Source organism: Paenibacillus sp. FSL R5-0475, assembly GCF_038004585.1.
Classification (GTDB): Bacteria; Bacillota; Bacilli; order Paenibacillales; family Paenibacillaceae; genus Paenibacillus_AQ.
Genome location: NZ_JBBORK010000001.1, coordinates 1067452 through 1091350 on the forward strand (window position 1 = coordinate 1067452; position 23899 = coordinate 1091350).

Here is a 23899-nt window from a genome sequence, read left to right on the forward strand (position 1 = left end):
TTATTTAGAATCATCAAGATCAGATTTTGAATAGAATTGAGGTGTGCTGATGCTAGATTCGTCAGGACTACATATTTGCTTCGATCCAGCAGGCCGTGAAATAGAAATCCTTGATGTTACTCCAGTCGGTAAAGATAAATACCGCATCGAAGAGACGCCGATCTTTAATCCAAGTGTTACAATGGGTGATATTATACGGGTGAAAGAAGAGCTAGGGATCTATTACTATCAGGAAACTGTACAGAAATCTCATTTCAAAAGGTACGCTTGGCTCCTCAGTAAAGAGGCTGTTGATTCAGCAGCCATTTCTGCTTTTAAACAACGGATTACAGAGAATGATGGGAAATGTGAACAGATCTTTGGCGGTTTGTTGGTCATTCATATACCTAAGAATACTTTGATGGACGTAGATGGGGAAATGAATCGCATTATTGAGCGGTTTTAGAAGTGTGGGTACGTAAATATTAACGATTATGAATAAGAAAAAAAATGCTGCGGCATGAAATGCAAGGAAGCTTGCACATGATGCAGCAGCATGGAGAATAGGTGAAACGCTTTAGACAATCTGAGCGATACAATCTATACTTATTTTATTTCTTTCATAAATGTCTTAAAATTTTCGGCGATTTCTTTTGATTTGGTATGGTGCAGATAATGTCCTGCATCAAGTTTTACCAATTTTCCTTGTACGGAATTTTTGACTTGCTCTTCATGCAATGATATCCAATCTTTTAAGAGAGTATCATCCCCTTGAACAAAGAGCAAAAGGGGGAGATCCTTTGGAAAAGTTGAATTTAGAGCCCCTTTATAATTAGAAGACATATGTTCCACTTCATTTAAGTTAGTGAAATTATAAGTGTTTCTAAGCGTAAGCAATCTCAATTGTTCTTTTGTTTCATCATCAAACGGCAATTCAGCATAGGGATTTCCACTTGATTTAAATAACAATCTGCCCAAGCCTGATTCTCTAAGTAGTTTTAATTTTCCTGTTGGTATTTTAACACCTATCCTGTCTTCCGTTGCAATACTATTATCAATCCCGACAAATGCACTCACTTCGTTTGGATATTTGTTCACATAATTCAAACTGTACATACCGGAAATAGAGTGTGCCATTAGAATATAACGGTCAATATTAAGCTGCTTTACAGCTTCATGAATTTCACTCACAATGTTTTCTGTGGTTCGCTCTTTTTCAGTTCTATCACTTAATCCATAACCGAAAGGCTCAATCACGACAACTTTGTAAAATGGAGATAGTTCATCTATTAACAGCTTAAAATCAAGTCCCGGTGCCACCGTTCCATAACCAGGTAAGAGCACGACTGTCTCTTCACCCTTTCCTTGAATCAAAACGTTCATATTTTTACCATCGACGCTTACAGACTGACCATAGGGTTTTATTTTAGCTTGGTCCGATTTATTGAGGAAAATATTAGCGACAAAAACAGTCACTAGAAAAAGTACTATTGCAGTAGCTAAAGCCCCTATGGAAATAAGTATAATTTTAAGCGGTTTATTCATCCTTTTTTTTATAACCTCTTCTTCTGGTTTCACTCGTATCTTCTCCTGTTCTAATCGCTTTATTTTAGTACCTTAACGAATTGCTAAAGGAAGCTTACCCGATGAAGATGAACTATACATGACGACAATATGAACTGAATATGAACGAGCGAAAAAAGCTTCTGCACCGATCAAAGAGTTTATAAAATGAATATGAGGTGAGCAATTATGTTGAAATTTATCAAACAATATTTGCCTAGTGTTGCTATCGCAGTGGTCCTATCTTTGTTTGTAAGAACTTATGTTGCTGAAGCCATGAGGGTTCCTACTGGCTCTATGATTCCTACAATTGAAATTAATGACCGTCTAATCGTTGAAAAAATGTTATGGATGACGACACTCGATCATGGAGATATCGTCGTGTTTACGCCTCCGGTAGCAGGTGATGAGAATAAAAGATATGTAAAGCGGTTGATAGGGTTGCCAGGTGATACCATTGAAATTAAAGATGGAGCCCTTTACAGAAATGGAACGGAGATCAATGAACCCTATCTTAATGAGCGGATGAATTATACTTTTGGACCCGTTACGGTTCCGTCGGACCATTACTTTTTTCTCGGAGATAACCGGAATATAAGCTACGATGCTCATCTCTGGGCTACTCCTTTTGTAGCGAAGGATCAGTTGATTGGAAAAGTGATAGCGGACTTTAGTATTCCTTTTTAGGTGATGTTGCGGGGGTCTTTTGAACTAATTGAGAGTGTTAATGAGACTTTAACCATATTGTGACTTTGGAATAATTTAGCTATCCTTAAGGTAAAATATACCTATTGATAGGAAGGGTGCAGAATTTTGAAAGCTCATGTCACGGATCTCAAACATGGCGATTGTCTTATGTTGGACACTTTTAATAGTGTTGGTTTACACGTGCTCCCAAAAGGGACAATTGTTTACCAAGAAGAAATCACCCTCCTGATGAGACATCGTATCGATTATGTCGATATTGAACCTCGCAGCATTGCGATGGATAATGAGGGAACGAATCTGGAGCAAAGCTTAAATGGAAACTTTGATCTAGCAATCCAAAACTATGAATCTATTTTTCTAGAAGCACTCAGCAAGGGCAGTTTCACGCAGTCAGATGTTGATCTTACGTTGCAGCCCTTGCTGGAAAAAATGGATGAACATAAGGATGTAGTTTCCTTATTGCTGTTGCTTGAACGAGAAGACGTTGGTACATACAATCATTCATTACAGGTGGGACTGCTATCATTTTACATAGCGACTTGGTTAGGTTATACCAAAGAAGAACGCTACGAGATTAGCCGGGCAGGGTATTTACACGACATAGGAAAAAGTCAGATCGACCCATCTATCTTAAATAAGACGGGGATCTTAACCCCTGAGGAAACTGAAGAACTAAAGCGTCACACTTCGTATGGATACGATATTATTCTTAAATCTATGAATGACGAGAAGACCGCTCTGGTGGCGCTTCAGCATCATGAATTCGAGGATGGGACTGGTTATCCTAATATGCTTCGTAAGGCGGACCTGCACCCGTATACACTGATTGTGGCTGTTGCTAATGCCTATGTTGGGATGACCTCTGCAAGAGTGAATCAACCCAAACAAGGGCTGATTACCGTTCTCCGCAAGGTGCATGAGCTGGGCTTTGGCAAGCTGAATGGAAATGCGGTACAAGCTTTGATTGGACATTTACTGCCGAACTTCGTAGGTAAAAGTGTTCAGCTTAGCAACGGAGAGCAAGGTACGATTATTATGAACAACCCTTTGGATATTTTTAAACCGTTAGTGAAAGTAGATGAAACTACGTTTAGGGATTTATCCAAGGAGCGAAATTTGACCGTTGAGGAAGTATTTATTTAACGAATAGTTTTGTCTGGATAAATGGAAAGGCTATCTCCTGATTCAAAATCAGAGGATAGTCTTTTTATGTTATAATAGAAATTGGGTTAACAACCCTTTAATATGAAGTAGGAGAGTGCTTATCGTGATTATCAAGTTCATTCGTTTGCGTTAATTCGAGGTGCAATTCAATGACACCAACATCCATTTATTTCAAAATGTGACGGGTCTTATTTAAGTGTGCATTCTTTGATTACCAAATTCGAATGAAATGAGGAATAAACAATGAGCGAAAAGATATTTAAAGTAAACGGAATTGATATATGTTCGGATAGTTTTGGAGACCCTAGCAATCCTGCAATATTACTAATTATGGGTGCCACTTGTTCAATGGTTTATTGGGATGAGGAGTTTTGTCAACGATTAGCAGATACAGGACGATATGTTATAAGGTATGATAACCGGGATGTGGGACGTTCTGTTGTATATGAGCCTGGGAGTTCTAATTATACGGTAATTGATATGGCCGATGATGCTGCTGGGTTACTTGACGCTTATAATATAGAACAGGCAAATATCGTTGGGATGTCCTTAGGTGGAATGATTGCACAAGTCCTTGCTATACGTCATCCCCAAAAGGTTCTAACCTTAACATTGGTCGCATCTAGCATTTTTGAATCTGATGATAATGACCGGAACTTACCTCCAATGGATGAGAGGATCCTCGCTTTTCATGCAAATGGAGCTAGTCTGGATTGGTCAGATGAAGAAGCGGTCGCAGATTACTTGGTTTCCGGTTCCAGCATACTCTGTGGATCAAAACATAAATTCGATGAGAAAAGAGCATATAAACAAGTTAGGATGGAAATAAAACGTGCAAACAACTTGCTCAGCATGTTTAATCATTCGCTTCTTACAGGAGTGGATGACTACGAGGGGAAGGCGAAAAATATCATAGTTTCTACCTTAGTTATCCACGGTACAGAAGATAGCGTACTTCCCTTGGAGCATGGTCTGGCGCTTGCCGATGAAATTCCTAATGCGTCGCTACTAACCCTAGAAGGAACGGGTCACGAAGTTCACCCTGATGATTGGGAAACAATAATTAATGCTATTTCGAATCATACATTTGACAGTAATAGTTAACGAGGCTTAAATAGTTAGATAAAGAAGGGTTACAATACGGTGATGCCGATTGTAGCCCTTTTTCTACTTCTCCTTAGGAATTAAAGCGTTTAACTAATTTTTCCTTATGTGCAGTAAATGCCTCTTCTAAAGTGATACCATACAAATCGGCTAACAAGGCTATATTGCCTAGCACATCACCAATTTCCTCAATCAAGTCTTGTTTCAGTTGCTCTGGTGGAGGGGTAGATTCATCTGGGCGATCTCTTCCGATTTCATAGGATCGTACTGCCCGTGCAACCTCACCTGTCTCTTCCATAAGAAATCCAACCCGTATAAAAGGACCATAATCGGTCCAGCCTCTTTGTCCATAATAACTTTTAATCCATTTCTGCACTTCATTGATCTCCATATTATGTAGCACTCCTTAATCTTTTATATGATTTATTCTCCAACATATAGTATATTAGATGTCGGATATTATCAATATATAGTTTGGAGATGAGGATTTGAAATCAATTTGTGTTTTTGCAGGATCGAATTTAGGGGTGTATGAGGAATATAAAGTCAAAGCTGTTGAACTTGGAAACTACATGGCTATGAACGATTATCGCTTAATTTACGGGGGGTCAAAAATTGGATTAATGGGTGAAGTCGCCAATGCTGTTTTGAACGGTGGAGGTGAGGTGATCGGAGTTATGCCTAGGGGATTGTTTAATGGAGAGATGGTACATAGAGAATTAACGCAGCTGATAGAAGTGGACGATATGCATGGACGAAAAGCAAAAATGGGGGAATTGGCGGATGGGTTTATTGCTTTACCCGGCGGTTTTGGAACGTATGAAGAGCTGTTTGAGGTTTTGTGCTGGTCACAAATCGGTATACATAAGAAACCGGTAGGGGTTTTAAATATCAGGAATTATTTTGATCCTCTGATGAATCTAATTCAACATAGCATTAACGAGGGATTTTCTAACGCTTCGCATCTTAGCTTGTTAAATATAGATCAAGAACCCTTGGAACTATTAAAAAAATTAGAAAGCTATGTCCCTCAAACGTTGGAGCAAAAGTGGAAACAGCTTAACTAAAGAACAGTTACTGTAACAGATGAAAGGGCTGCCGAGAGGGAGCTCTTTTTCTGCTAATCATTGGTTGTGGTAGAATATGGGTATGCTTCAAGGAGGTGTGCGAATGAACGTAAAAAAGAATGTACTATTCATTTTATGTTTAGTTGTAATTGTAGCTATTATTGGATGGATCACTATAGAAGTTGGGCATTCCAAATGGAATTTTGAACGTCAGTTAAATGCGGAACTACAGGGACTCCAAACCATAAATCAAGTAAATTATAATTCCGATGCTGATGCAGTGAAAGAAATAAGCCTAATGAAGCATCCTTTGAACATAAAGGTCCTTTCTACAACTCCTGAAGTAGCACCAAGACCTGATTATTTTCGCGATGTAATGGTTGAAATTAATGATAAGCCTTTTAAAGTACGAATGGCTTGTTATACTAAACCCTTGTCTAATACCCCATTTGAAATATGGGATTTGAATCAAATTAACTTTGAATAACCTCACATTCGCTCGCTGAATTTGAATTTCACTAGTGGATTGGCTATGATAAATATAGAGAAAAGCTACAAGAGGAGAAATGGATAATGACCCCCGAGAATCAAATCGAACAATTTAAGAAGCTTAAGCACGAGATCACCCGGTTTATGTTGATTTATAAATTTGCACTAGATGAGATGGAGACGAAGATTGAGATCCTCAAACAGGAGTTTCAGTCTCTTCACGATTACAGTCCTATTGAACATACCAAATCGAGAATCAAGTCTCCCGAGAGTATTATGAACAAAATGCTCCGCAAAAATGGAGAATTATCTCTAGATTCTGTGAGAAATTGTATTAAAGACATTGCAGGTCTACGAATTACCTGTTCTTTTATCTCAGATATTTATCATGTAAGTGAAATGCTTCAGAAGCAGGACGACTTAACGGTTCTTGAAGTGAAGGATTATATTAAGAATCCCAAGCCTAACGGTTATCAAAGTTTGCATTTGCTGATTCAGGTACCTGTATTTATGTCAGATCGTCAGGAGTTAGTGTGCGTTGAGGTACAAATTCGTACCATTGCTATGGATTTCTGGGCAAGTCTCGAACATAAAATTTTCTATAAATATAATAAGTCAGTACCAGAGAGTATGACGCGTGAATTGAAAAATGCAGCGGATGCCGCTCATGCACTTGATCTGCAAATGGAGCGACTGCATCGGGACATTAAGGAAATCAAAGATGACGATGAAGATGACGATCTTAGTTCCTTTGAGGAGCTTCGCCGTATAGTGATTCACAATCAGCAATTCACACTTCCAGCTAACTTTATTAAGCTGCTTGGAGACAAATAAGCTGATCATATCACCTAGAGTTACCGTTTCTGGTTAACTCTAGGTTTTTTTATTGTAGTTATCATTGCCACGTACAACTAGAATAGAGTATTCTCAACTTGAAAGAGAGACTTGTAATCATTGGCTTCATCAAATTGATATGAAGGAGAATGAAGATGAGTGAGCGTAGACTCCGAACCATTACTGTAAATCAAATCGGATATCCGGTGGGTGGAGAAAAGATTGCAGTGTTTACTGGTGCTGGACATGACTTTCAGGTTGTTGATGTTGATCATGGAAATGTTGTATTCGAAGGGCAGACAGGTGCTCCCAGATTTGATGAGGCAAGCGGAGTAACTGTACATACAGGTGACTTTTCTGAGGTTCATGCAGTGGGCAGATACCGGATTGAGCAAGGTGAGGGGATAGCTTCGGCATCATTTATAATCTCAGATAAACCTTATCAGGAGCTTCAACAGGGCTTGCTGAAGGCCTTTTATTATTATCGTTGCGGGGTTGAGTTGACTGAAGAGTATGCTGGAGATTGGAAGCATAAGGCATGTCATACAGCAGAGGGAATTGTATATGGTGAAACGGAGCGTCGGCTAGATTGTTCTGGAGGCTGGCATGATGCAGGTGATTATGGTAAATATAGTGGACCCGGAGCCAAGGCCATCGCCGATCTGTTACTAGCCTATGAGTTATATCCATCTGCTTTTGTAAGCGCTATCCCGATTCCTGAAAGTGGGGGGATAACTCCAGATATATTGCTGGAATGCAAAGTGGAGCTGGATTGGTTATTCAAAATGCAAGACTATAGAACAGGTGGAGTGTATCATAAACTGACTACGCTGAGCTTTCCAGATTTGGATGTGATGCCAGAGGCTGATACAGCAGATCTATATTTCTCACCGGTGTCAGCAACCGCCACTGGAGATTTTGCTGGAGTCATGGCCATGGCAGCGCGGATATATGAGCCCTTTGACTCAGCCTATGCGAAGAAATGTCTGGATGCCGCAACACTAGCTTGGGAATGGCTTATTCAACATCCAGATGCGCCAGGGTTTATAAATCCGCCAGAAATTAGCACCGGTGAATATGGAGATGGGAACGACAAGGATGAGCGGTATTGGGCAGCTGCGGAGCTCTATCGTACGACGGGGAAAGAAGAATACCATCAAGCTGTTCTGCAACTGGTGCAGTTGTCTTTTTCAAAATACAGTCTAGGCTGGGCAGATATGGGGGGCTACGGCACACTTGCGTATCTATTAAATGGTGAAGATCTAGCAGACCGTGCTTTGTATGCTTCCTTAAGAGAAGGACTTCTAGCTGAAGCTGGATGTTTATCTGAACAGAGTCGCGAGGATGGCTATAGGATCTCTTTGAAAGAGGAAGACTATATTTGGGGTAGCAATATGCTAGTAATGAACAATGCTATGCTGCTGCTAGTGGCTGAATATTTTAGTGGAGATTCGAGCTTTGCGGACTGTGCGCTAGATCATTTGCACTATCTGATGGGTCGTAACGTACTGGATATCAGTTATGTTACCGGATTTGGCGATCATCCAGTGATGCATCCGCATCATCGTCCATCTGTTGGTGACCATGTGGTTGATCCTGTGCCGGGTCTTGTATCTGGGGGGCCAGATCGTGGGCTTCATGATGAATATGTAGTAGAACATTTACAAGGAAAACCAGCCGCTCAGTGCTTTGCCGATCATGAACTTAGTTATTCTACGAATGAGGTAACGATCTACTGGAATTCACCTGCGGTGTTCGTTACAGCTCGGTTTAATCAATAAATTAATTAATATATGGGAAAGGCATGTCTCATGGGGGAGATGCCTTTCTCTTTTTTTATGTAGCTAAAATGCTATAATACGAAATGGTATGATATTTTCTCGATTGGCAATAGGAGGTAAGGCATTGAGCAGTATTTTTGAAATTCAAAGACTTGCAAAATTGAACTGGAAAAGTAGCGAACAAGCTTCGAAATATCTATTCTCGGACATCTCCGCTGAAATATCTGAATCGGACCGAATCGCTCTGATCGGTGCCTCGGGTCAAGGTAAAAGCACACTACTTAGAATAATGGCTCTGCTGGATGCCCCAGATGAAGGGGATATGCTTGTCAAGGGCACTTCATTCAAAAATATGGATTCAAGGCTGTGGAGAATGAAAATCGGGTTTGTGGCTCAACAAGCGGTTATGTTGCCTGGCAGTGTGGAGGATAACCTAAGAACCGTCAGCAAGCTGCATGACAGACCATATGACCATAAATTAGTACAGCGGCTATTGGAACAATTAGGGCTGGAACAATTGGATTTGAGTAAAAAAGCAGCAGATTGCTCTGGCGGTGAAAAGCAGCGGATATCCCTGATTCGGTCATTACTTCTGCGACCTAATGTTCTACTGCTCGATGAAATCACTGCATCACTAGACATTGACAGCACTCAAAGGGTAGAGGGTCTACTAGAACAGTGGCATAAAGAAGAAGGGACTTCAATGATTTGGGTGACCCATGACCTTAAGCAGGCTAGCCGAATAAGCACTACTACATGGTTTATGGGGAATGGTAAGCTGGAACAACACTTGAGTGAATCTTTTTTTGCTGAATCTGCGGAAGACTTGGCAAAAAGATTTATTCGACCGTTAGAAGGAGCGTCATTCTTATGAGTTATACTGCACTGAGTTTCACGCTTCTGTTTGTGCTAGGGACGATGTTGGTCTCGGTATGGCAAAAGCTCGGACTAGAAAAAGATATTATTGTAGGCACGATAAGGTCGGCAATTCAATTGCTTGCGGTCGGATATGTATTGCAATTTATTTTTAAAACCGATCAGATGATCTATGTTATTTTGATAATAATCTTCATGATAAGTGTAGCCGCATGGAATGCAGCGAAAAGAGGAAAAGGTCTACGTGGATTAGTCTGGAGAATTGGACTTGCGATCGCTACTATGGAGCTCCTTATGATGGGGATTCTGCTCGGCTTACATATTATTGAGGCGACTCCACAATATATCATTCCCATTAGTGGCATGACCATTGGTAGCGCTATGGTTGTCTCGGGTTTATTCATTAATCATATCAAGCATGAAATACAGCAGAGCAAAGGGGAAATCGAGACCCTGCTGTCACTCGGTGCAACGGTTCCACAAGCGATCCATGAAGTTAGAAAAAGATCTGTGAAATTCAGCATGATCCCTACCATCGACGGAATGAAGACAGTAGGACTTGTCCAGCTTCCAGGTATGATGACGGGTATGATTATAGCAGGCGCTGATCCGGTAATCGCTGTTCGCTACCAGATTCTGATTGTGTTCTCATTCACCGCTTCTGCGGCCATAACAAGTATACTGCTAAGTGTACTGAGCTACCGACTCTTTTTCACGCCTGATCAACGGCTTAAACAATCGGTAGAACGATAATAGATTTCTATTTCTCACAAGCGATTCCGTTATTGTCACGGTCGCTTTTTTTGTTGGCATTTTGGTTACATAAAAGTTAGCGATAACGGGGAATAATTAGAATTCAATTCACATGAGGTGAAAAAGCTTTCTATGAGGTGATTCTGATTAGTAAAAAGAAATTGGCGGCTACCCTGATCGCAGGCGTATTGCTTCTGCCAGGAATCGCAATAGGTGCACCTGATAACGAAACGGTGATTCAGTCCAATGGAAAGCTGCTCTCAGCCATGCCTTTGCCGGCTCCCGAGTCTAAACGAATCATATTGCCTTCTGCGTTTCAAGCGGCTGAGCTATACGGGTTCGGTTTGCAGCACCGGAATGCGTCGATTCAATATTCGATCTTTTCCAAAGAACTCAAAAAGGTTATGTATCCGCAGTTTGTTGAACTGAACTGGGTAACTGGTGTATCCAGCCCATGGATCACAAAGTACGAGGTTACTAAAGAAACAGTAATTAACCAAAATTCAGAGGTCATAGAAATGCGCATAGATTCTGCGACCTCAAATGGTCCGGAACCATCCATGCTACTGACGATCTCACTTGTTAAAGATCATAATAGCTGGGTGATTACCGGAGTGAAGCCGAATCCTTAAATGACATGCGGAGAATTGTAAAAAGAGCAAGTGTAGTAGGGAACATTCCCGTACGCTTGCTCTTTTTTACTGACTGAATGCATTATTCCGCTATTCCGCGACTAGTCTCTACCCGCCTTGACCATCAATTCCGCCATCATTTTTGGCTCGGTTCGGACAGTGGTCATATGATCACCTTTGCCCTCGATGAAGCGGAAAACGCCCAAATGACTGGATTGAGTCGGGTGAAACCCATATGGACCTTGTGGGATAGCCGTGTCTTCCGTCAGATAAAGATAACTTTTAGGGATTTGGAGACTGTAGAATTTCTTGAGATCCAGCTTTTCAAACAGTGGGGTAGCTGGTTCAGGCGGAGCTTGTTTATAAAAGGCTTGTGCTTGCGCAAGACTGGCAGTGTTGACGAAGGTATCCCGGAAGAGCGGGAAAGGGAGCGTGATGGTGTTATTACCGGAAGCGTCTCTTAGCTGTTCAAAGGATTTAAGTGACTCAGCAGGAAATTGATCTGCCACACTTTGCCCGTCAAGCGGAGCGAAGGCATCAAAGAACACGATCCGTTTGATCCGATCAGGTACTTGCTGGGAAACTGTTTGAATGACTGATCCGCCAAAGCTATGTCCGAGCAGAATAAAATCCTTCAAGTCTTTTTGTTTGATATAGTCGACAACGGACTTTGTGATTTGCTCATGTGTTACATTATTATTCTTATCCGCGCCATGTCCTGCATATTCCGGTGTGTAGACGGTGTGCCCTAACTTACGAAGCTCTGCGGCTGTTTCATCCCAAAAACCTGCTGTAGCCCAAGACCCATGGATCAGAACAAAGGTTAATGGAGTCTGTTTGGTAGAGGATTTGTGGTTAGCGGCTGCAACCGCGGGGTGTTGATTCAAAGGCTGCAACCCCATAATGGTGAAGATAGAGATGCATAACGCAAATACTATTTTAATGTGAATCGATTTCATACTTTGCCTCCTGTATAGTGTGAGAATTTAACATTATAGAGGATGCCCCGATTGACAGAGAAAGATGAATTTTTATTGGAGTCAGTGAATCTCCGGCACCTAGGCATAGGCAAACGCATATGTTGTTCTAGGAAATCAAAAATTTACGGGAACAGAAGGGTAGGAATAAACAGTGACTTCATACATGGATTATACGTCCCCTGATACACAATTTACTTTCGATGTGAACACTAATACTCTCTTTAAAAAGGATGCCAACAACTACATTAATTTGCTGTCGGTTAAGCAGCTGAACACACTGGAGAATACCTCACTCCTTGATATTTTTCTTAGCAAATCGAATGTGGTGGAGCCTCATTATCATCAAAATGCGGCAGAGCTTGTCTATTGTATCTGCGGTTCAGCAGTAGTGTCTATACTCAATCCGTTTACAAATGAACTTCTTCATTTTCCAATATGTCCAGGTCAAGTGGCGAATGTGCCGCAAGGCTGGTGGCATTATGAAGTAGCTACTGTCGATAATACACATCTGCTTGCCATTTTTGACGCACCTATTCCTGAGGTTATCTTAGGTTCGGATATTTTGAGCAAAACTCCGGCAAATGTATTGGCCCATACTTACTGTTTGAATGAAGCATTGGTAAAGGAAGCGTTAGCTCCTATTAAACCTGGCACCTTTATCGGCCCACCTGCCGACTGCTGTGAAGAAGATAAAGTAAAGGGAGTCAATAATATGGCCCCGAATATGGCTCCTAATATGAATATGCATGCAAATATGAAACCAAATATGCAACCTAACATGCATCCAAACATGCAGCCATATGCTCATATGCAAGCTCAGCCCATTCCTATATCTTCACAAATGCCTCCAGCGACGCAAGCATTTAATTATCAGCCTTACCCAATGCAAGGATACTACACTCAAGGCTATGAACAGCACTATCGCCAACAGCCTTATGTACAACAACAGCCGAATTATCAATATTCAAATAATCAAGAGTAACTACAAAAAACCTCCTGAGATTAAATCTCCCGGGAGGTTTTCTTGTTAGGGCTTAAGATAAACGGACAAGCACTCTGCCTCGTGTGTTTCCTTGCAGAATATCTTCCAATGCTTGTGGCAGTTCATTCAAGGTTACTTCACGATCTACAAGGTTCTCAAGCTGTGCAGGCTTCAAATCAGTCGCCATCCGTGTCCACACCTTTTCGCGTAGCTCAGCAGGACACTCTACGGAATCAATACCGAGCAGGTTAACCCCCCGAAGAATAAAGGGAAGGACGGTTGTTGGAACAGAAGTGCCACCGGTCAGGCCGCTTGCAGCAACAGAACCTCTGTAGGAGATTTTACTCAAAATCGAAGCAAGTGAGTTTCCACCAACGGAATCAACAGCACCTTGCCATAGTTGCTTTTCTAATGGTTTGCTAGATCCGCCCGTAACCTCCTCGCGTGAAATGACTTCCTCCGCGCCAAGAGTTTTCAAATATTCGTTAGCTTCTGTATTACCAGTGCTGGCCACTACGCTATAGCCTTTTGTGCTTAGCATAGCGATAGCCGATCCACCCACACCACCGGTCGCTCCCGTTACGAGTATTTTGCCTTTGTCTGGTGCTAAGTCATTGTCTTCCAGAGCTTGAATGGACAAGGCTGCAGTTAGTCCAGCTGTACCATAAATCATAGCTTCTCTTAGTGTAAGTCCTTCCGGCAGTGGGGTGATCCAAGCGGCAGGAATTCGTGTATATTCGCTATATCCTCCAAAGTGAGATACACCCATACCATACCCTGTAGCGATAACTTGCTGTCCTTCATGAAACCGCTCGTCTGTAGAAGACACCACAGTACCGGATAAGTCGATGCCTGGAATAAAAGGGTATGATCTTACAATTTTTCCGTTAGGGATACTGGCTAATCCGTCTTTATAATTCACACTGGAGTATGCAACCTTAATTACAACTTCTCCTGCGGGTAGTTCTTCTAAGGTAACCGGCTTAACAGCGACGGAGAATGATGATTCTGTTTTGTCGACAACTAATGCTTGAAATGATTCTGTCATAAGTGTAAGCTCCTTCAACTACGTTATAGGTAAGACATGTATATATTATTTATTCTGATCAGTCAACTTGTCATTGTCTATGATATAACGCAAGTTAGACGTAGTGTAGGACTCTTTCATTGTGTATTGTAACATTATAATCGAACTCTACATGTTATTTGTACAGTGGACGTGTTAAGTTCAGACTGCTGGTATATAACTTGTTTTTAAGGGAGAATTGTTGAAATGTCTATTATAAAGTTAATTCGTGAACATGAGATCGAACCGTATTTGGACCTCTTAGCTGAGGTTGAACATATCCATCTGGATAGAAACAACCCTAACCATGAGCAGTGGCTGAGACGCCGCATACAATCACATTTTCAGCGGGGGGCGTTGTTTTATGCTTATCATGAGAATGAACAAGACGATGCTTTTGGTATTGTTGCCGTTCTGCATGAGGAGGCACCGATCGGCATTCCCGCGCTTGGAGCAAGAGCCGAAGTCCTAGATATTGGAGTGTGTAAAGATCATCGCAGAAAAGGAATAGGAGGTATTTTACTACAGCATGTAGAAGAAGTTGTTAAGAGCAAGGGAGCTTACTGTTTACTTATGCTGACCTATGCAGAAGATTATGATGTGATTGCTTTTTACGGTAAAAACGGCTTTGTGACCGTCGCTACAATCCCTGATGTATTTGGTCCGGGTGCCGAAGGGAATACTATCTTAAGAAAAATACTAAGGTGATCTATTCAATAGGAAGAAAGTTTGTTTAAATGGTATAGTATAGTGTATTTGAAATCTTAGGGTTGAAGAAAGAGAGGCTAATTCATGGCTATTGCAACAACGATGATTGTCAGGCTCGAAATTCGGAAATCGGTTGCTTCTTTTGGTGATGTTGCTTCAGGAATTGCCACTGCAGGTGGAGATATCGTTGCTATTGACGTGATTCGTGCAGGTAAGGATGTAACAACTCGAGATATAACAATAAACGTGCAAGATGCCTCGAATGGAGAAATGATGTCTATACTATCGAAGATGCCAGGGGTCAAAGTAATTAATGTGTCAGATCGAACATTTCTAGCTCATCTAGGCGGGAAGATTGAAATCACACCTAAAATGCCAATCAAAAATCGGGAGGATTTATCGCTGGTATATACCCCGGGAGTTGCCCGAGTGTGTACGGCGATTGCCGAAGATCCGAACAAAGCCTATTCTTTGACGATGAAGCGGAATACAGTAGCCGTCGTTACAGACGGAACGGCTGTGCTTGGACTAGGGGATATTGGACCGGAAGCGGCTATGCCTGTCATGGAAGGTAAGGCTATGCTGTTTAAGCAATTAGCGAACATCGATGCTTTTCCACTATGCTTAAATACTAAAGATTCAGATGAAATCATTAATATCGTTAAAGCAGTATCTCCTGGATTTGGGGGAATCAACTTAGAAGATATCAGTTCTCCGCGCTGTTTCGAGATTGAACGTCGGCTTGCCGAAGAGCTGGATATTCCGGTATTTCATGATGATCAGCACGGTACATCTGTTGTAGTTTTGGCAGGTCTTTTGAATGCGCTTAAAGTAGTAAACAAATCTATCGAAGATGTTCGAATTGTCGTTGTGGGTATAGGTGCGGCTGGTGTGTCCATCTGTAATATGCTTCTGGCGGCAGGAGCTCGCAAAATCTACGCGGTAGATCGTGAAGGTGTTCTTAGAAAAGATCTTCAGTATGATAATCAGGAATGGCGGAAGCTTGCTGATGCAACTAACCCGGAAGGTATTGAAGGTGGACTGACGGAGGTTATTCAGGGAGCAGATGTCTTTATTGGGGTGTCACGTGGTGGGATTCTATCCGTCGATCATCTCAAGAGTATGGCCAGCGATAACATTGTGTTTGCAATGGCTAATCCGACACCGGAGATTGAACCAGAATTGGCCGAGCCTTTTGTTCGCGTGTTAGCGACAGGTAGAAGTGACTATCCGAATCAGATCAACAATGTGCTGTGTTTTCCGGGTATCTTCCGTGGCGCACTGGATTGCAGAGCAAAAACAGTGAACCTTGAAATGAAGCTAGCCGCGGCAAAAGCGATTGCTTCAGTCGTTCATCCGGATGAGGTTAATGAGCAATACGTAATCCCAAGTATTTTTAACGAAAAAGTGGTAGAGTTAGTGCGTCTGGCAGTGATCCATGCAGCTATTGCAACGGATGTAGCCCGCCGGATCCCTAAGGATATTGATAAGGATATGGAATAAAAGCGATACTATAAATGGACTGCTTTGCTTAGTGAGAGAGCAGTCTATTTTTTATAGATTGACACATAACTGAGAGGCTTATCATAATTAGGGCTAAAAGTATTTATTCCCATTTTAGTAAAGTGGCTGATATAATTACAATAATGTATGAGATGTAGAAAGGGCATCCAAGTGGGTGCCCTTAAATTTTGCCTCTAGAGAGGGTAGTATCCAAAAAAGGGTTAAATTAATATAGAAGTGGTGAATTCATGAAAGAGTTTTACAGTCAGGTGAATCGAAAAATCTATTACATTGTAATGATATTAAACATTACCCTTATGATATCTGGATTAATACTGTCTACAACAGAGTTGAATGGGATTAATTTTGGATATATGGTACATTTTTTGTGCGTGATAATTCTATCCATTAGTTTATGGATCTATCCTAAGTATGAGACATATACCTTTAGAAAGATCATCATTCTTTTTGGATTTGCTTACTTCTATACGCTTTTCTTTTTATATCCTCAAACTTGGACCACCTATATTTTGATTTGCCTAATTCCTGCACTTTCTATACTATTTTTCGATTTAAAATTGTTCTACTTTTCCTTTATTATAAATGGAATATTGATGGTAATTACTTTTAGTTATGTCATCTTCATTGATAAAGGTGCATTATATAGTTACTTACATCATGACATTATAGGCAACATTATAAATATAATAGCTGTTCAAGCATTATTATTTTTCATTTTCCATCTATCATTTAAACGGATGAAAAAGCAGCAACTGTATTATGAACAATTACAGCAATCCGAGCGGTTAAAGATGGTAGGACAATTAACAGCTGCTGTTGCACATGAAATACGAAATCCTATAACCGTGGTTAGAGGTTTTTTGCAATTGTTCAAAGAGGACGATTCATTTGATGATTCTAAAAAAATTAAGTTCAACTTAATGATTGATGAATTAAACACAGTAGAACAGATTATCTCTCAATTTCTTACCCTATCCAAACCGAATGGAGATCAAAGACTAGAGAAAGTAGATGTGAAGGATGTTCTTCAAAGTGTTACGGGTCTGCTTCATTCCTATGCCATGCTATCTGATAACCAAATCGATATAAAGGTAGAGGAAGATTGTTTTATTTCCATTAATAAAATTGAGTTTAAGCAGTTACTCATTAATATTATAAAAAATGCGCTAGAAGCCTCGGATGTAGGGAAATCCGTCTCAGTCATAGCAAATAGAAATAATAATTTTATCGAGATCATGATCACCGATGAAGGAAGTGGGATGTCCGAGACTGAGGTTAAGTCGCTGGGCACGCCTTTTTATTCATTAAAAAGTAATGGAACCGGTTTAGGGTTAATGATTTGCTTTAATATTGTAGAAAAATATGGTGGGGAAATTTATTATAATAGCTCTAAAGGTAAGGGGACAACAGTTACTATTCGCTTTTTATCAGAATCGGGAGGGATCTATAATCATTAAGAGGCTATCCGCACTGATGCTGTCTGGAATAATCATAGTTCTTCTTGCTGCCTGCAATACAACTACCTATAAACACAATTACACATTTACAGGAGAAGGAAAAGTATGGTCGGCTGAATATGTTCAAAAGGCAACAGAGAAGTTCATCGATAAAAAGGGTGAGAGACCAGATTATGAAACCTCGCAGCAATCTACATTTGAGCTTAAATATAAAGGTGAGCAAACGGATCTTGATAAGATTAATTCATTTAAATATAGCTTCAAGGGAACATCAGGTGGAGGAAGTAAAACCTTAGAAGATGTCGAGGGAGTAAGAAAAAGTGAGCTGAAGTCCGAAAGAGGTGGAAGCGGGGCGTTTGAACACGAGGACTCGATTATTAAGGTTGTTGTAGAGTGGGATGGGCAGAAGGATGAATTTGAACTGAAGGTTCGTAAATAGTGGAGCATGTGGAGAAAGATTCTTAAATTAAAGAAAGCAGGTTGAACATTTATGGTCGTTATTAAAGAAATAGAATTGGAGTCTCTCCATGAACTTGGTGATTTATATCAGGAGCTGATGGATCAACCATCGGATCTTAATAAACTAGAAGAAGTATTTAAAGTAATTAAGGCAGATCGTCGGTACATATTGTTGGGCGCTTTTGTGGACGGGGAGTTGATGGGGTCTTTGATGGGGATTGTCTGTCATGACCTGGTAGGAGATTGCAAACCGTTTATGGTAATTGAGAATGTAGTAGTTTCATCGCGGGCCCGTCGTCAAGGTGTGGGTAAAAAACTAATGCTTGCCATTGAAGAAATGGCTCACAAGAGAGACTGCTTTTATATCATTTTAGTCTCTGGAGAGAAGCGTAAGGAAGCGCATATTTTTTATGAATCGTTAGGGTATAGAGATGAGAAGGTGGAAGGGTACCGGAAACATCTAAGTTCCCATTAAAAGGAGGCCTTGATCTGCAAACATTCTTTCAATATAACTGGATAGTTCGTGAACAATGGTACGAGTGGTGTGAGAGTATTTCTGAAGAAGAGCTACTTGGGGCACGTACTGGTGGGGTAGGCAGCATATTGAAGACTCTGTTTCATATTGTTGATGTGGAGTGGAGCTGGATTCAAGTGTTGCAAGGTAGACCGGATTTTCAGGAGGATTTCGAACATTACAAGTCTTTGCAGCAGGTAAGAGAACTAGATGCGAAATTCCGGCCCGATGTAGAGCCCTTTGTACTTTCTTGGCATGCGGGTTTGGAGCGGAATATTTTTGAGGATCACCTAGCGGATGGCCGGATCGTGACGGATACTTGGGGTGAAGTGATGCGCCATGTGATCGCTCATGAAATTCATCATGTCGGACAGTTGTCCGTTTGGGCAAGGGAAATCGGGAAGGATCCAGTTTCTGCCAATTTGATTGGAAAAGGGCTCCGATGATTCTGCAATCGACTGGGCATTGCGTATATCATGAAGTACTGTCGCTGGAGAGCAGCGGCGGGAACCACAAATGACGAAGATCAACCCAGCCCTGACTATTGAAGCTTACGCCTCGGACCGAGGGGAGATAAGCAGTTTGGGTGGGTTTTTCATACAAGATGTGCAGATGATGTTCCTCAAGAAGACGTTTCTCGATCATACTAAAGCTCTCGGATCTAGCCTCAGGGTTAGGTTCTCGTGCAATGGTATAGAGCCAGCCTTCAATATCCGCACGAGTATGCGGTTCTATATGCTGGGAAAGCGTGAGATATAGATCAAATAAACGAAGCTGTTCATCCTCGTCACGAAATAATGAAAAAACAATCAGGTCGGACTCCAGTCGGATCGGGCCCTTGAACTCCTCTGGAGACACGGAAACAACCGTACACGGATAACCTTGACGCTCTAGTTTAGCAGCAATACATTCAGCATCGTTAGCATATTGCGGAATGGTGGTTATTTGCAAGGTGACCTCAAGGTCTTCCATCGACTTAAGCGTTACAGACGCTGAATCATCTTTTAAACAGGATACGATCTTTGCCCGAAGAAGGGGGTCGCTAAGCGGTCCTTTTTTTTGTGTGTTGCAGGTAACAAATTTACGGATGTAGGACTCTGAATGAATCCGACTCCAAGAAGAAGAATTGTTGGATGAAGGATTCTGAATCACATGAAAAGCCGAGCCAGTATCTGAAGAATCGGACGTAGTATCCCACGGAACATACATTATTTCGACTCGATCTAAATGAGCTCTTCCTAGAAAATAATAAGGAAAAACCTCCAGCACACAAGTGTCCTCATTCATGTCCACAACCTTAAATGGTCCTGTCCCCACAGGTCTGCGGCCAAAGCTAGGTTCGTCCATTCCTTCTAAATCACGCGGAACAATTGCCGCTCTACTCGTACACAAGAAAGGGAGGAATAGCTCATTGGGCTGTTTAAGTGTAATTTGAACGGTGGATGGGTTTAGTGCGGTAACTTGCTGGATTTCTTTGAAAATATAGCTATAGAGTGTCCGCTTTGAGGTTTGCATCAGCCGTCCCAAGGAATAGACTACATCTTTTGCCGTCAGTACTTTTCCATGATGGAACAGCACTTCTTTGCGAAGAAAAAAAGTCCAAATCGTACGGCTCTCATCCACTTCCCAGGCATGAGCAAGACTAGGCACAATCTTATCCCGTTCCCCGCTGCGTCTCACTAATCCGTCGAAGACATGACTGGAAACAAAAGACTCTGCCAATAGATTCATATGAAGCGGGTCGAAGGTATGTAGCTGCTGGGTGATGGGAAGCCGCAGGGTATCAATCTGTTTGTCACTTCGGATTTCGGAATGATGACCAAAATAGGTCAGCAGCCAGCCTTGTAAAGTATCCTGCAGCGAGGAAGAGCTGGCATGGGTCTTGATGCCATCAATAGCTTTGTGAACATCTTTACGGCTGATAGCCTGCATCATAGATTGAAGCGCAATTTCTTCGGAAGGGACAAGGAACTGTAATAAGGAACGACTTCCACGTCCGCGCTTCGGCGTCCATTGGACCCATTCCAGCTGCATCATTTTATTCACAATATGCATGGCATTGCGGTGTGTACATCCGAAGGTCAAGGCTAGCTCATCCATCGTAACTGAGATTTCTGTGACTCCCCCAAACTGCGAGTGCAGCTTTAAATATTGGCTATGCAGCTTCATGGTTTAAGTCCCTTTCAGAAAATAGGAAATTATTAAAAAATTCTTTCTCTTTTTTTTCTTATTTTATCACTTAGAATAAGGATAAGAAAGTAAGAATATGGGGGTGTTTACCATGACCGATGAAACGGAGCTTAAGCTTAATCGATCACTTGCCGCTTTAATTGTTGCCTTCTTACTGGCGATTGTTCATCAGTTGTTGTTCTACGGAAAGTTGCCAGGTGTTTCTTATCCTATCTTCGTTTGTCTGTTTTATGTTTATATGCTTTATTACGCTAAGGCTAAAATGCGCAAACTGACCAAACTCAGTTATTTCTGGTTTGGAGCGATTTTTCTACTCTCGATGACCTATGTGTTGTTTCATAATCTTTTCTACTTTGGGTTGAACCTATTAGTAATCCCTATGCTGATTTTATTACATATGACTTATTTGCTAAGTGATAAACGCCCCTCTTGGAGTCAATTCAGAATACTTTGGGATACACTAGAGCATTTGCTTCCCCAGAACTTTCGCCACTGGGGTACTGTGTTCAAGGACGTCAAAAGTAGCAGTGATAGTAAGGTGAAGGATGAACGCAAGCAAGTGCTGGGGAAAGTGTTTACAGGACTTGCGATCTCTTTACCGATACTGCTTGTTGTGATTACCCTGCTGGCCTCGGCCGATGGTGTGTTTCATCATGTGCTAATATGGCTGCCAAATATGCTGGATCGAATTTCATTTGGTGAAATTATTGTACGGACGTTATGGGTACTCCTGATAGGCATGGGATTGTTCGGCTTAGTATGGGGCTTTGTAGATTCGAAGGTCTATGACTGGAATGTGCAACCAAGGGAGTACGGACCTGTGCAGGCGCCTGTGACCTTTAAGGTTGATCCAATAATTATGACGACAATTCTTATAGCCATTAACACGGTATATGTTCTGTTCGTATTCGTCCAATTTTCTTACTTGTTTGGAGCTTGGGAAGGGATGTTACCAGAGGGTAGTTCCTATGCTGATTACGCTCGTAGTGGATTCTTCGAGTTAATTATGGTGACCGCGATTAATTTCCTGATTCTAATGCTGGCATTGGGATCAGAAGGAAAGAGGGGAGGACTGCTCCAAAAAGTCATTAATATTATGCTGTATATCTTAGTTGGCTGTTCAACTGTCATGTTGTATTCTGCCTATACTAGACTAACCCTATATGAAGAGGCGTATGGATATACTACGATTCGTTTCCTAGTTCATGCATTTATGATATTTATGGGTTTGCTGTTGATTCTTGCAGCTTTACGGATTGTAGTGCCCCGTTTGCCGTTGGCTAAATGTTATATTGTGCTAGGTCTGACCTCTTATGTTGTTATGAACTATATAGGTATGGATGTCATTATAGCTAATAAGAATATGGAGCGTTATGAGGTGAGTGGTAAGCTGGATGCAGATTATTTGGTTGGTCTGTCACCGGAAGTCATCCCTTCTCTGATTAAGTTCAGTCGTAAGGAAGACGGGATGCTAGATCAATTTTTGAAAAACAAATGGTGGGATGGTGCTCAGCGAGAGCGGAAGTGGCAGTCCTTTAATTTCCCGGAATATCAGGCGCAGCGTGAGCTGGAGAAGTATTTTGCACAGTAAAGGTTAGAAGAAGGTGTGAGGAAAGTGAGAAAAAAGCCATTTAGTAACGGCTGGTTATTTATCATCATTTTTATTACGGTAGGTTTAAGTTATGGGATCTATCATATTTATTTATACAATGCCCCAAGACAAAGTCATTACTCTCGCGTATCCAGCAGCAAACTAGAGCAGGAACGTCTGGGAGGCATCCAGCTGCTTCAGAGTCTCGAATCGCTCACCCAGGCACCTAAACCACGTGACGATATTGAACGGTATCAATATTATCATTTGGACAACGAAACAACAGTAGCCACAGCGCGTGGTGACGATAAAATCATTCTAATTAGCGTCTATTCAGATCTGAAGATGAGTACTGCCAGAGGTATTCACGTGGGGTCTTCTACAGATGATGTGATTGAAGCTTATGGCTCTTCTTATTATAAAAGAGGGGAACAAGGGGCTGATATTATCGGGTATGTGGATAAAATCAATCATCGGAATTTAGAATTTTGGTTACAAGATCAGAAAGTGAATATGATCCGATATAGTGTGGACTCTGTTGTGATGTAAGATGTTTTGGGATATCCTTACAAGCATAAACGCCTTCGGCTTCCTTATAAGGTCGGTAAGTGGTTAAGCGAGAAATATAAGAAATATTGTATTGTGTGAAACTTATACTTTCTTATATTATTAAAAAGGACATATGTCCTTTTTTTGTGGGGTATTCTAAATTACACTTATTTGAGCAAACAATAGAGGGGGCACCACATGCAAACGATAAATGACCGTGAAGCTGTCCGTGCCTTGGCAGTGAAGAACGGTCTGGACGGAATTTTTAGCCCGCTAGTCACGTATAAAATGGAATTGAGACGTTATACGGATGAAGAGAAGCTGTGTTTGGTAGGCGATCAGTTGGATGGGATGTTCATATTGGTTGAGGGCAAGCTCAAAATTCAGACACTGCTGCCGAACGGCAAATCTATGCTGGTGCGGTTTACAAATCCGATATCAGTGATTGGGGATGTGGAGCTGCTTCATCGCTTTCCTGTCAAGAATCAAGTGGAGTCTGTGGGTGAGAGCTTGATTCTTTTTGCCGGGAGAAGATTACTGCTGAGAGAGCTTGAGGAAAATACAGCTTTGTTACGTTTTCTCGTAGGGGAACTTAGTCACAAATTGCATACGCTCGGTCAAGCCTCCGCACTTAACCTGTTGTATCCGGTCGAGAATCGATTTGCCAGCTATTTGATGTCTTTATTCGCCGATAAAAACGGTGACCGACGTGTGGAGGAGATTCGGACCTCAAGCCTTATAGAGACAGCAGAGTTGCTAGGTACAAGTTATCGGCATCTTAACCGGATCGTGCGTCGGTTCATTGATGAAGGAATTATTACACGAAATCGTGGACGCCTAAGCGTACTGGACGAAGGGAAGCTCGCGGAGCTGGCGAACGGAAATTTATACGAATAAAAAGATCTCTAAAGACCATTAGTTCCAGCCTT

The 23899-nt window shown here is 41.5% G+C and carries 25 protein-coding genes and 2 pseudogenes; 21 read left to right on the forward strand and 6 right to left on the reverse strand.

Features of this window, described 5'->3' with window-relative positions; genetic code table 11:
* The first annotated feature begins 49 nt into the window (after positions 1-49).
* Positions 50-445 (forward strand): DUF4265 domain-containing protein, encoded by a 396-nt coding sequence (locus MKX41_RS04465; protein WP_042187136.1) that lies wholly within the window; start codon positions 50-52, stop codon positions 443-445.
* Between the two features lie 140 nt (positions 446-585).
* On the opposite strand, the gene MKX41_RS04470 is transcribed toward MKX41_RS04465, so the two are convergent.
* Positions 586-1524, reverse strand: coding sequence for an alpha/beta hydrolase (locus MKX41_RS04470; protein WP_340974814.1), 939 nt, complete (start codon positions 1522-1524; stop codon positions 586-588).
* Between the two features lie 207 nt (positions 1525-1731).
* On the opposite strand from MKX41_RS04470, the gene lepB reads away from it, so the two are divergent.
* The 3 genes from lepB to MKX41_RS04485 all read left to right on the forward strand — a co-directional run bounded on the left by lepB (position 1732) and on the right by MKX41_RS04485 (position 4518).
* Positions 1732-2229, forward strand: a complete 498-nt coding sequence (gene lepB / locus MKX41_RS04475; RefSeq protein ID WP_042187138.1) for a signal peptidase I — start codon at positions 1732-1734, stop codon at positions 2227-2229.
* A gap of 126 nt (positions 2230-2355) precedes the next feature.
* Entirely contained in the window at positions 2356-3393 is a 1038-nt protein-coding gene (locus tag MKX41_RS04480; protein WP_042187147.1) for an HD-GYP domain-containing protein, read from the forward strand.
* A 264-nt stretch (positions 3394-3657) separates the two neighbouring features.
* Positions 3658-4518, forward strand: coding sequence for an alpha/beta fold hydrolase (locus MKX41_RS04485; RefSeq protein ID WP_340968873.1), 861 nt, complete (start codon positions 3658-3660; stop codon positions 4516-4518).
* Positions 4519-4591: 73 nt separating this feature from the next.
* Here MKX41_RS04485 and MKX41_RS04490 read toward each other — a convergent pair whose 3' ends face one another.
* Positions 4592-4909 carry a MazG nucleotide pyrophosphohydrolase domain-containing protein gene (locus tag MKX41_RS04490; RefSeq protein WP_042187151.1) on the reverse strand — a complete coding sequence of 106 codons (318 nt, stop codon included), beginning with the start codon at positions 4907-4909 and terminating at the stop codon, positions 4592-4594.
* 97 nt (positions 4910-5006) lie between these two features.
* Between MKX41_RS04490 and MKX41_RS04495 the strand changes: the two genes are divergently transcribed.
* The 6 genes from MKX41_RS04495 to MKX41_RS04520 all read left to right on the forward strand — a co-directional run bounded on the left by MKX41_RS04495 (position 5007) and on the right by MKX41_RS04520 (position 10318).
* Positions 5007-5585 carry an LOG family protein gene (locus MKX41_RS04495; protein WP_340968875.1) on the forward strand — a complete coding sequence of 193 codons (579 nt, stop codon included), beginning with the start codon at positions 5007-5009 and terminating at the stop codon, positions 5583-5585.
* Positions 5586-5688: 103 nt separating this feature from the next.
* Positions 5689-6072 (forward strand): hypothetical protein, encoded by a 384-nt coding sequence (locus MKX41_RS04500; RefSeq protein ID WP_339802728.1) that lies wholly within the window; start codon positions 5689-5691, stop codon positions 6070-6072.
* Positions 6073-6158: 86 nt separating this feature from the next.
* Entirely contained in the window at positions 6159-6908 is a 750-nt protein-coding gene (locus tag MKX41_RS04505) for a GTP pyrophosphokinase (protein ID WP_042187155.1), read from the forward strand.
* Between the two features lie 155 nt (positions 6909-7063).
* On the forward strand, positions 7064-8689 hold the full coding sequence (locus tag MKX41_RS04510) for a glycoside hydrolase family 9 protein (protein ID WP_339270471.1): 1626 nt from the start codon (positions 7064-7066) through the stop codon (positions 8687-8689).
* A gap of 124 nt (positions 8690-8813) precedes the next feature.
* Positions 8814-9563, forward strand: coding sequence for an ABC transporter ATP-binding protein (locus MKX41_RS04515; RefSeq protein ID WP_340968876.1), 750 nt, complete (start codon positions 8814-8816; stop codon positions 9561-9563).
* Positions 9560-10318: an ABC transporter permease gene (locus MKX41_RS04520; RefSeq protein WP_042187159.1), complete on the forward strand. Its 759-nt coding sequence runs from the start codon at positions 9560-9562 to the stop codon at positions 10316-10318. The genes MKX41_RS04515 and MKX41_RS04520 overlap by 4 nt, the downstream gene beginning before the upstream one ends.
* 7 nt (positions 10319-10325) lie before the next feature.
* Here MKX41_RS04520 and MKX41_RS32280 read toward each other — a convergent pair.
* Positions 10326-10373 (reverse strand): annotated as a pseudogene (locus tag MKX41_RS32280) (excalibur calcium-binding domain-containing protein); the annotation flags it as partial.
* 82 nt (positions 10374-10455) lie between these two features.
* Between MKX41_RS32280 and MKX41_RS04525 the strand changes: the two are divergent.
* The gene (locus MKX41_RS04525; RefSeq protein WP_076283023.1) at positions 10456-10950 is read left to right on the forward strand and encodes a hypothetical protein; all 495 of its coding nucleotides are present in this window, start codon (positions 10456-10458) and stop codon (positions 10948-10950) included.
* A gap of 101 nt (positions 10951-11051) precedes the next feature.
* Here the strand turns inward: MKX41_RS04525 and MKX41_RS04530 are convergent, their stop codons facing one another.
* Positions 11052-11909, reverse strand: a complete 858-nt coding sequence (locus tag MKX41_RS04530; RefSeq protein WP_052404246.1) for an alpha/beta hydrolase — start codon at positions 11907-11909, stop codon at positions 11052-11054.
* Positions 11910-12081: 172 nt separating this feature from the next.
* On the opposite strand from MKX41_RS04530, the pseudogene MKX41_RS04535 reads away from it, so the two are divergent.
* A pseudogene (locus MKX41_RS04535) lies at positions 12082-12669 on the forward strand (cupin domain-containing protein); the annotation flags it as partial.
* 295 nt (positions 12670-12964) lie between these two features.
* On the opposite strand, the gene MKX41_RS04540 reads toward MKX41_RS04535, so the two are convergent.
* Positions 12965-13960 carry an acrylyl-CoA reductase family protein gene (locus tag MKX41_RS04540; RefSeq protein ID WP_340968877.1) on the reverse strand — a complete coding sequence of 332 codons (996 nt, stop codon included), beginning with the start codon at positions 13958-13960 and terminating at the stop codon, positions 12965-12967.
* 225 nt (positions 13961-14185) lie between these two features.
* Between MKX41_RS04540 and MKX41_RS04545 the strand changes: the two genes are divergently transcribed.
* The 6 genes from MKX41_RS04545 (at position 14186) to MKX41_RS04570 (ending at position 19086) form a co-directional block, all read left to right on the forward strand.
* Positions 14186-14686, forward strand: a complete 501-nt coding sequence (locus MKX41_RS04545; RefSeq protein ID WP_340968878.1) for a GNAT family N-acetyltransferase — start codon at positions 14186-14188, stop codon at positions 14684-14686.
* A gap of 84 nt (positions 14687-14770) precedes the next feature.
* Positions 14771-16189, forward strand: coding sequence for an NAD-dependent malic enzyme (locus MKX41_RS04550; RefSeq protein ID WP_042187166.1), 1419 nt, complete (start codon positions 14771-14773; stop codon positions 16187-16189).
* 248 nt (positions 16190-16437) lie between these two features.
* The gene (locus MKX41_RS04555; protein WP_340968880.1) at positions 16438-17667 is read left to right on the forward strand and encodes a HAMP domain-containing sensor histidine kinase; all 1230 of its coding nucleotides are present in this window, start codon (positions 16438-16440) and stop codon (positions 17665-17667) included.
* A 16-nt stretch (positions 17668-17683) separates the two neighbouring features.
* The gene (locus MKX41_RS04560; RefSeq protein ID WP_052404247.1) at positions 17684-18106 is read left to right on the forward strand and encodes a hypothetical protein; all 423 of its coding nucleotides are present in this window, start codon (positions 17684-17686) and stop codon (positions 18104-18106) included.
* A 51-nt stretch (positions 18107-18157) separates the two neighbouring features.
* The gene (locus MKX41_RS04565; RefSeq protein WP_340968883.1) at positions 18158-18601 is read left to right on the forward strand and encodes a GNAT family N-acetyltransferase; all 444 of its coding nucleotides are present in this window, start codon (positions 18158-18160) and stop codon (positions 18599-18601) included.
* Between the two features lie 14 nt (positions 18602-18615).
* Positions 18616-19086 carry a DinB family protein gene (locus tag MKX41_RS04570; protein WP_340974815.1) on the forward strand — a complete coding sequence of 157 codons (471 nt, stop codon included), beginning with the start codon at positions 18616-18618 and terminating at the stop codon, positions 19084-19086.
* Between the two features lie 28 nt (positions 19087-19114).
* Here the strand turns inward: MKX41_RS04570 and MKX41_RS04575 are convergent, their stop codons facing one another.
* Positions 19115-20809 carry an ABC transporter substrate-binding protein gene (locus MKX41_RS04575; RefSeq protein ID WP_340968885.1) on the reverse strand — a complete coding sequence of 565 codons (1695 nt, stop codon included), beginning with the start codon at positions 20807-20809 and terminating at the stop codon, positions 19115-19117.
* A 112-nt stretch (positions 20810-20921) separates the two neighbouring features.
* Here MKX41_RS04575 and MKX41_RS04580 point away from each other — a divergent pair, with 112 nt between their 5' ends.
* The 3 genes from MKX41_RS04580 to MKX41_RS04590 all read left to right on the forward strand — a co-directional run bounded on the left by MKX41_RS04580 (position 20922) and on the right by MKX41_RS04590 (position 23867).
* Positions 20922-22421, forward strand: a complete 1500-nt coding sequence (locus MKX41_RS04580) for a DUF4153 domain-containing protein (protein ID WP_340968886.1) — start codon at positions 20922-20924, stop codon at positions 22419-22421.
* Between the two features lie 24 nt (positions 22422-22445).
* Positions 22446-22970 (forward strand): hypothetical protein, encoded by a 525-nt coding sequence (locus MKX41_RS04585; protein ID WP_339247242.1) that lies wholly within the window; start codon positions 22446-22448, stop codon positions 22968-22970.
* Between the two features lie 198 nt (positions 22971-23168).
* Positions 23169-23867 (forward strand): Crp/Fnr family transcriptional regulator, encoded by a 699-nt coding sequence (locus tag MKX41_RS04590; RefSeq protein WP_076283011.1) that lies wholly within the window; start codon positions 23169-23171, stop codon positions 23865-23867.
* Positions 23868-23899: the final 32 nt, after the last annotated feature.

Excerpts from the sequence above, each read along its gene's own strand:
- MKX41_RS04555 (WP_340968880.1), top strand. The coding sequence starts at position 16,438 with ATGAAAGAGTTTTACAGTCAGGTGAATCGAAAAATCTATTACATTGTA.
- MKX41_RS04500 (WP_339802728.1), top strand. The coding sequence starts at position 5,689 with ATGAACGTAAAAAAGAATGTACTATTCATTTTATGTTTAGTTGTAATT.
- MKX41_RS04580 (WP_340968886.1), top strand. The coding sequence starts at position 20,922 with ATGACCGATGAAACGGAGCTTAAGCTTAATCGATCACTTGCCGCTTTA.
- MKX41_RS04590 (WP_076283011.1), top strand. The coding sequence starts at position 23,169 with ATGCAAACGATAAATGACCGTGAAGCTGTCCGTGCCTTGGCAGTGAAG.
- MKX41_RS04510 (WP_339270471.1), top strand. The coding sequence starts at position 7,064 with ATGAGTGAGCGTAGACTCCGAACCATTACTGTAAATCAAATCGGATAT.
- MKX41_RS04470 (WP_340974814.1), bottom strand. The coding sequence starts at position 1,524 with ATGAATAAACCGCTTAAAATTATACTTATTTCCATAGGGGCTTTAGCT.
- MKX41_RS04490 (WP_042187151.1), bottom strand. The coding sequence starts at position 4,909 with ATGGAGATCAATGAAGTGCAGAAATGGATTAAAAGTTATTATGGACAA.
- MKX41_RS04465 (WP_042187136.1), top strand. The coding sequence starts at position 50 with ATGCTAGATTCGTCAGGACTACATATTTGCTTCGATCCAGCAGGCCGT.
- MKX41_RS04560 (WP_052404247.1), top strand. The coding sequence starts at position 17,684 with ATGCTGTCTGGAATAATCATAGTTCTTCTTGCTGCCTGCAATACAACT.
- MKX41_RS04520 (WP_042187159.1), top strand. The coding sequence starts at position 9,560 with ATGAGTTATACTGCACTGAGTTTCACGCTTCTGTTTGTGCTAGGGACG.
- MKX41_RS04505 (WP_042187155.1), top strand. The coding sequence starts at position 6,159 with ATGACCCCCGAGAATCAAATCGAACAATTTAAGAAGCTTAAGCACGAG.
- MKX41_RS04575 (WP_340968885.1), bottom strand. The coding sequence starts at position 20,809 with ATGAAGCTGCATAGCCAATATTTAAAGCTGCACTCGCAGTTTGGGGGA.
- MKX41_RS04530 (WP_052404246.1), bottom strand. The coding sequence starts at position 11,909 with ATGAAATCGATTCACATTAAAATAGTATTTGCGTTATGCATCTCTATC.
- MKX41_RS04545 (WP_340968878.1), top strand. The coding sequence starts at position 14,186 with ATGTCTATTATAAAGTTAATTCGTGAACATGAGATCGAACCGTATTTG.
- lepB (WP_042187138.1), top strand. The coding sequence starts at position 1,732 with ATGTTGAAATTTATCAAACAATATTTGCCTAGTGTTGCTATCGCAGTG.
- MKX41_RS04565 (WP_340968883.1), top strand. The coding sequence starts at position 18,158 with ATGGTCGTTATTAAAGAAATAGAATTGGAGTCTCTCCATGAACTTGGT.
- MKX41_RS04485 (WP_340968873.1), top strand. The coding sequence starts at position 3,658 with ATGAGCGAAAAGATATTTAAAGTAAACGGAATTGATATATGTTCGGAT.
- MKX41_RS04550 (WP_042187166.1), top strand. The coding sequence starts at position 14,771 with ATGGCTATTGCAACAACGATGATTGTCAGGCTCGAAATTCGGAAATCG.
- MKX41_RS04540 (WP_340968877.1), bottom strand. The coding sequence starts at position 13,960 with ATGACAGAATCATTTCAAGCATTAGTTGTCGACAAAACAGAATCATCA.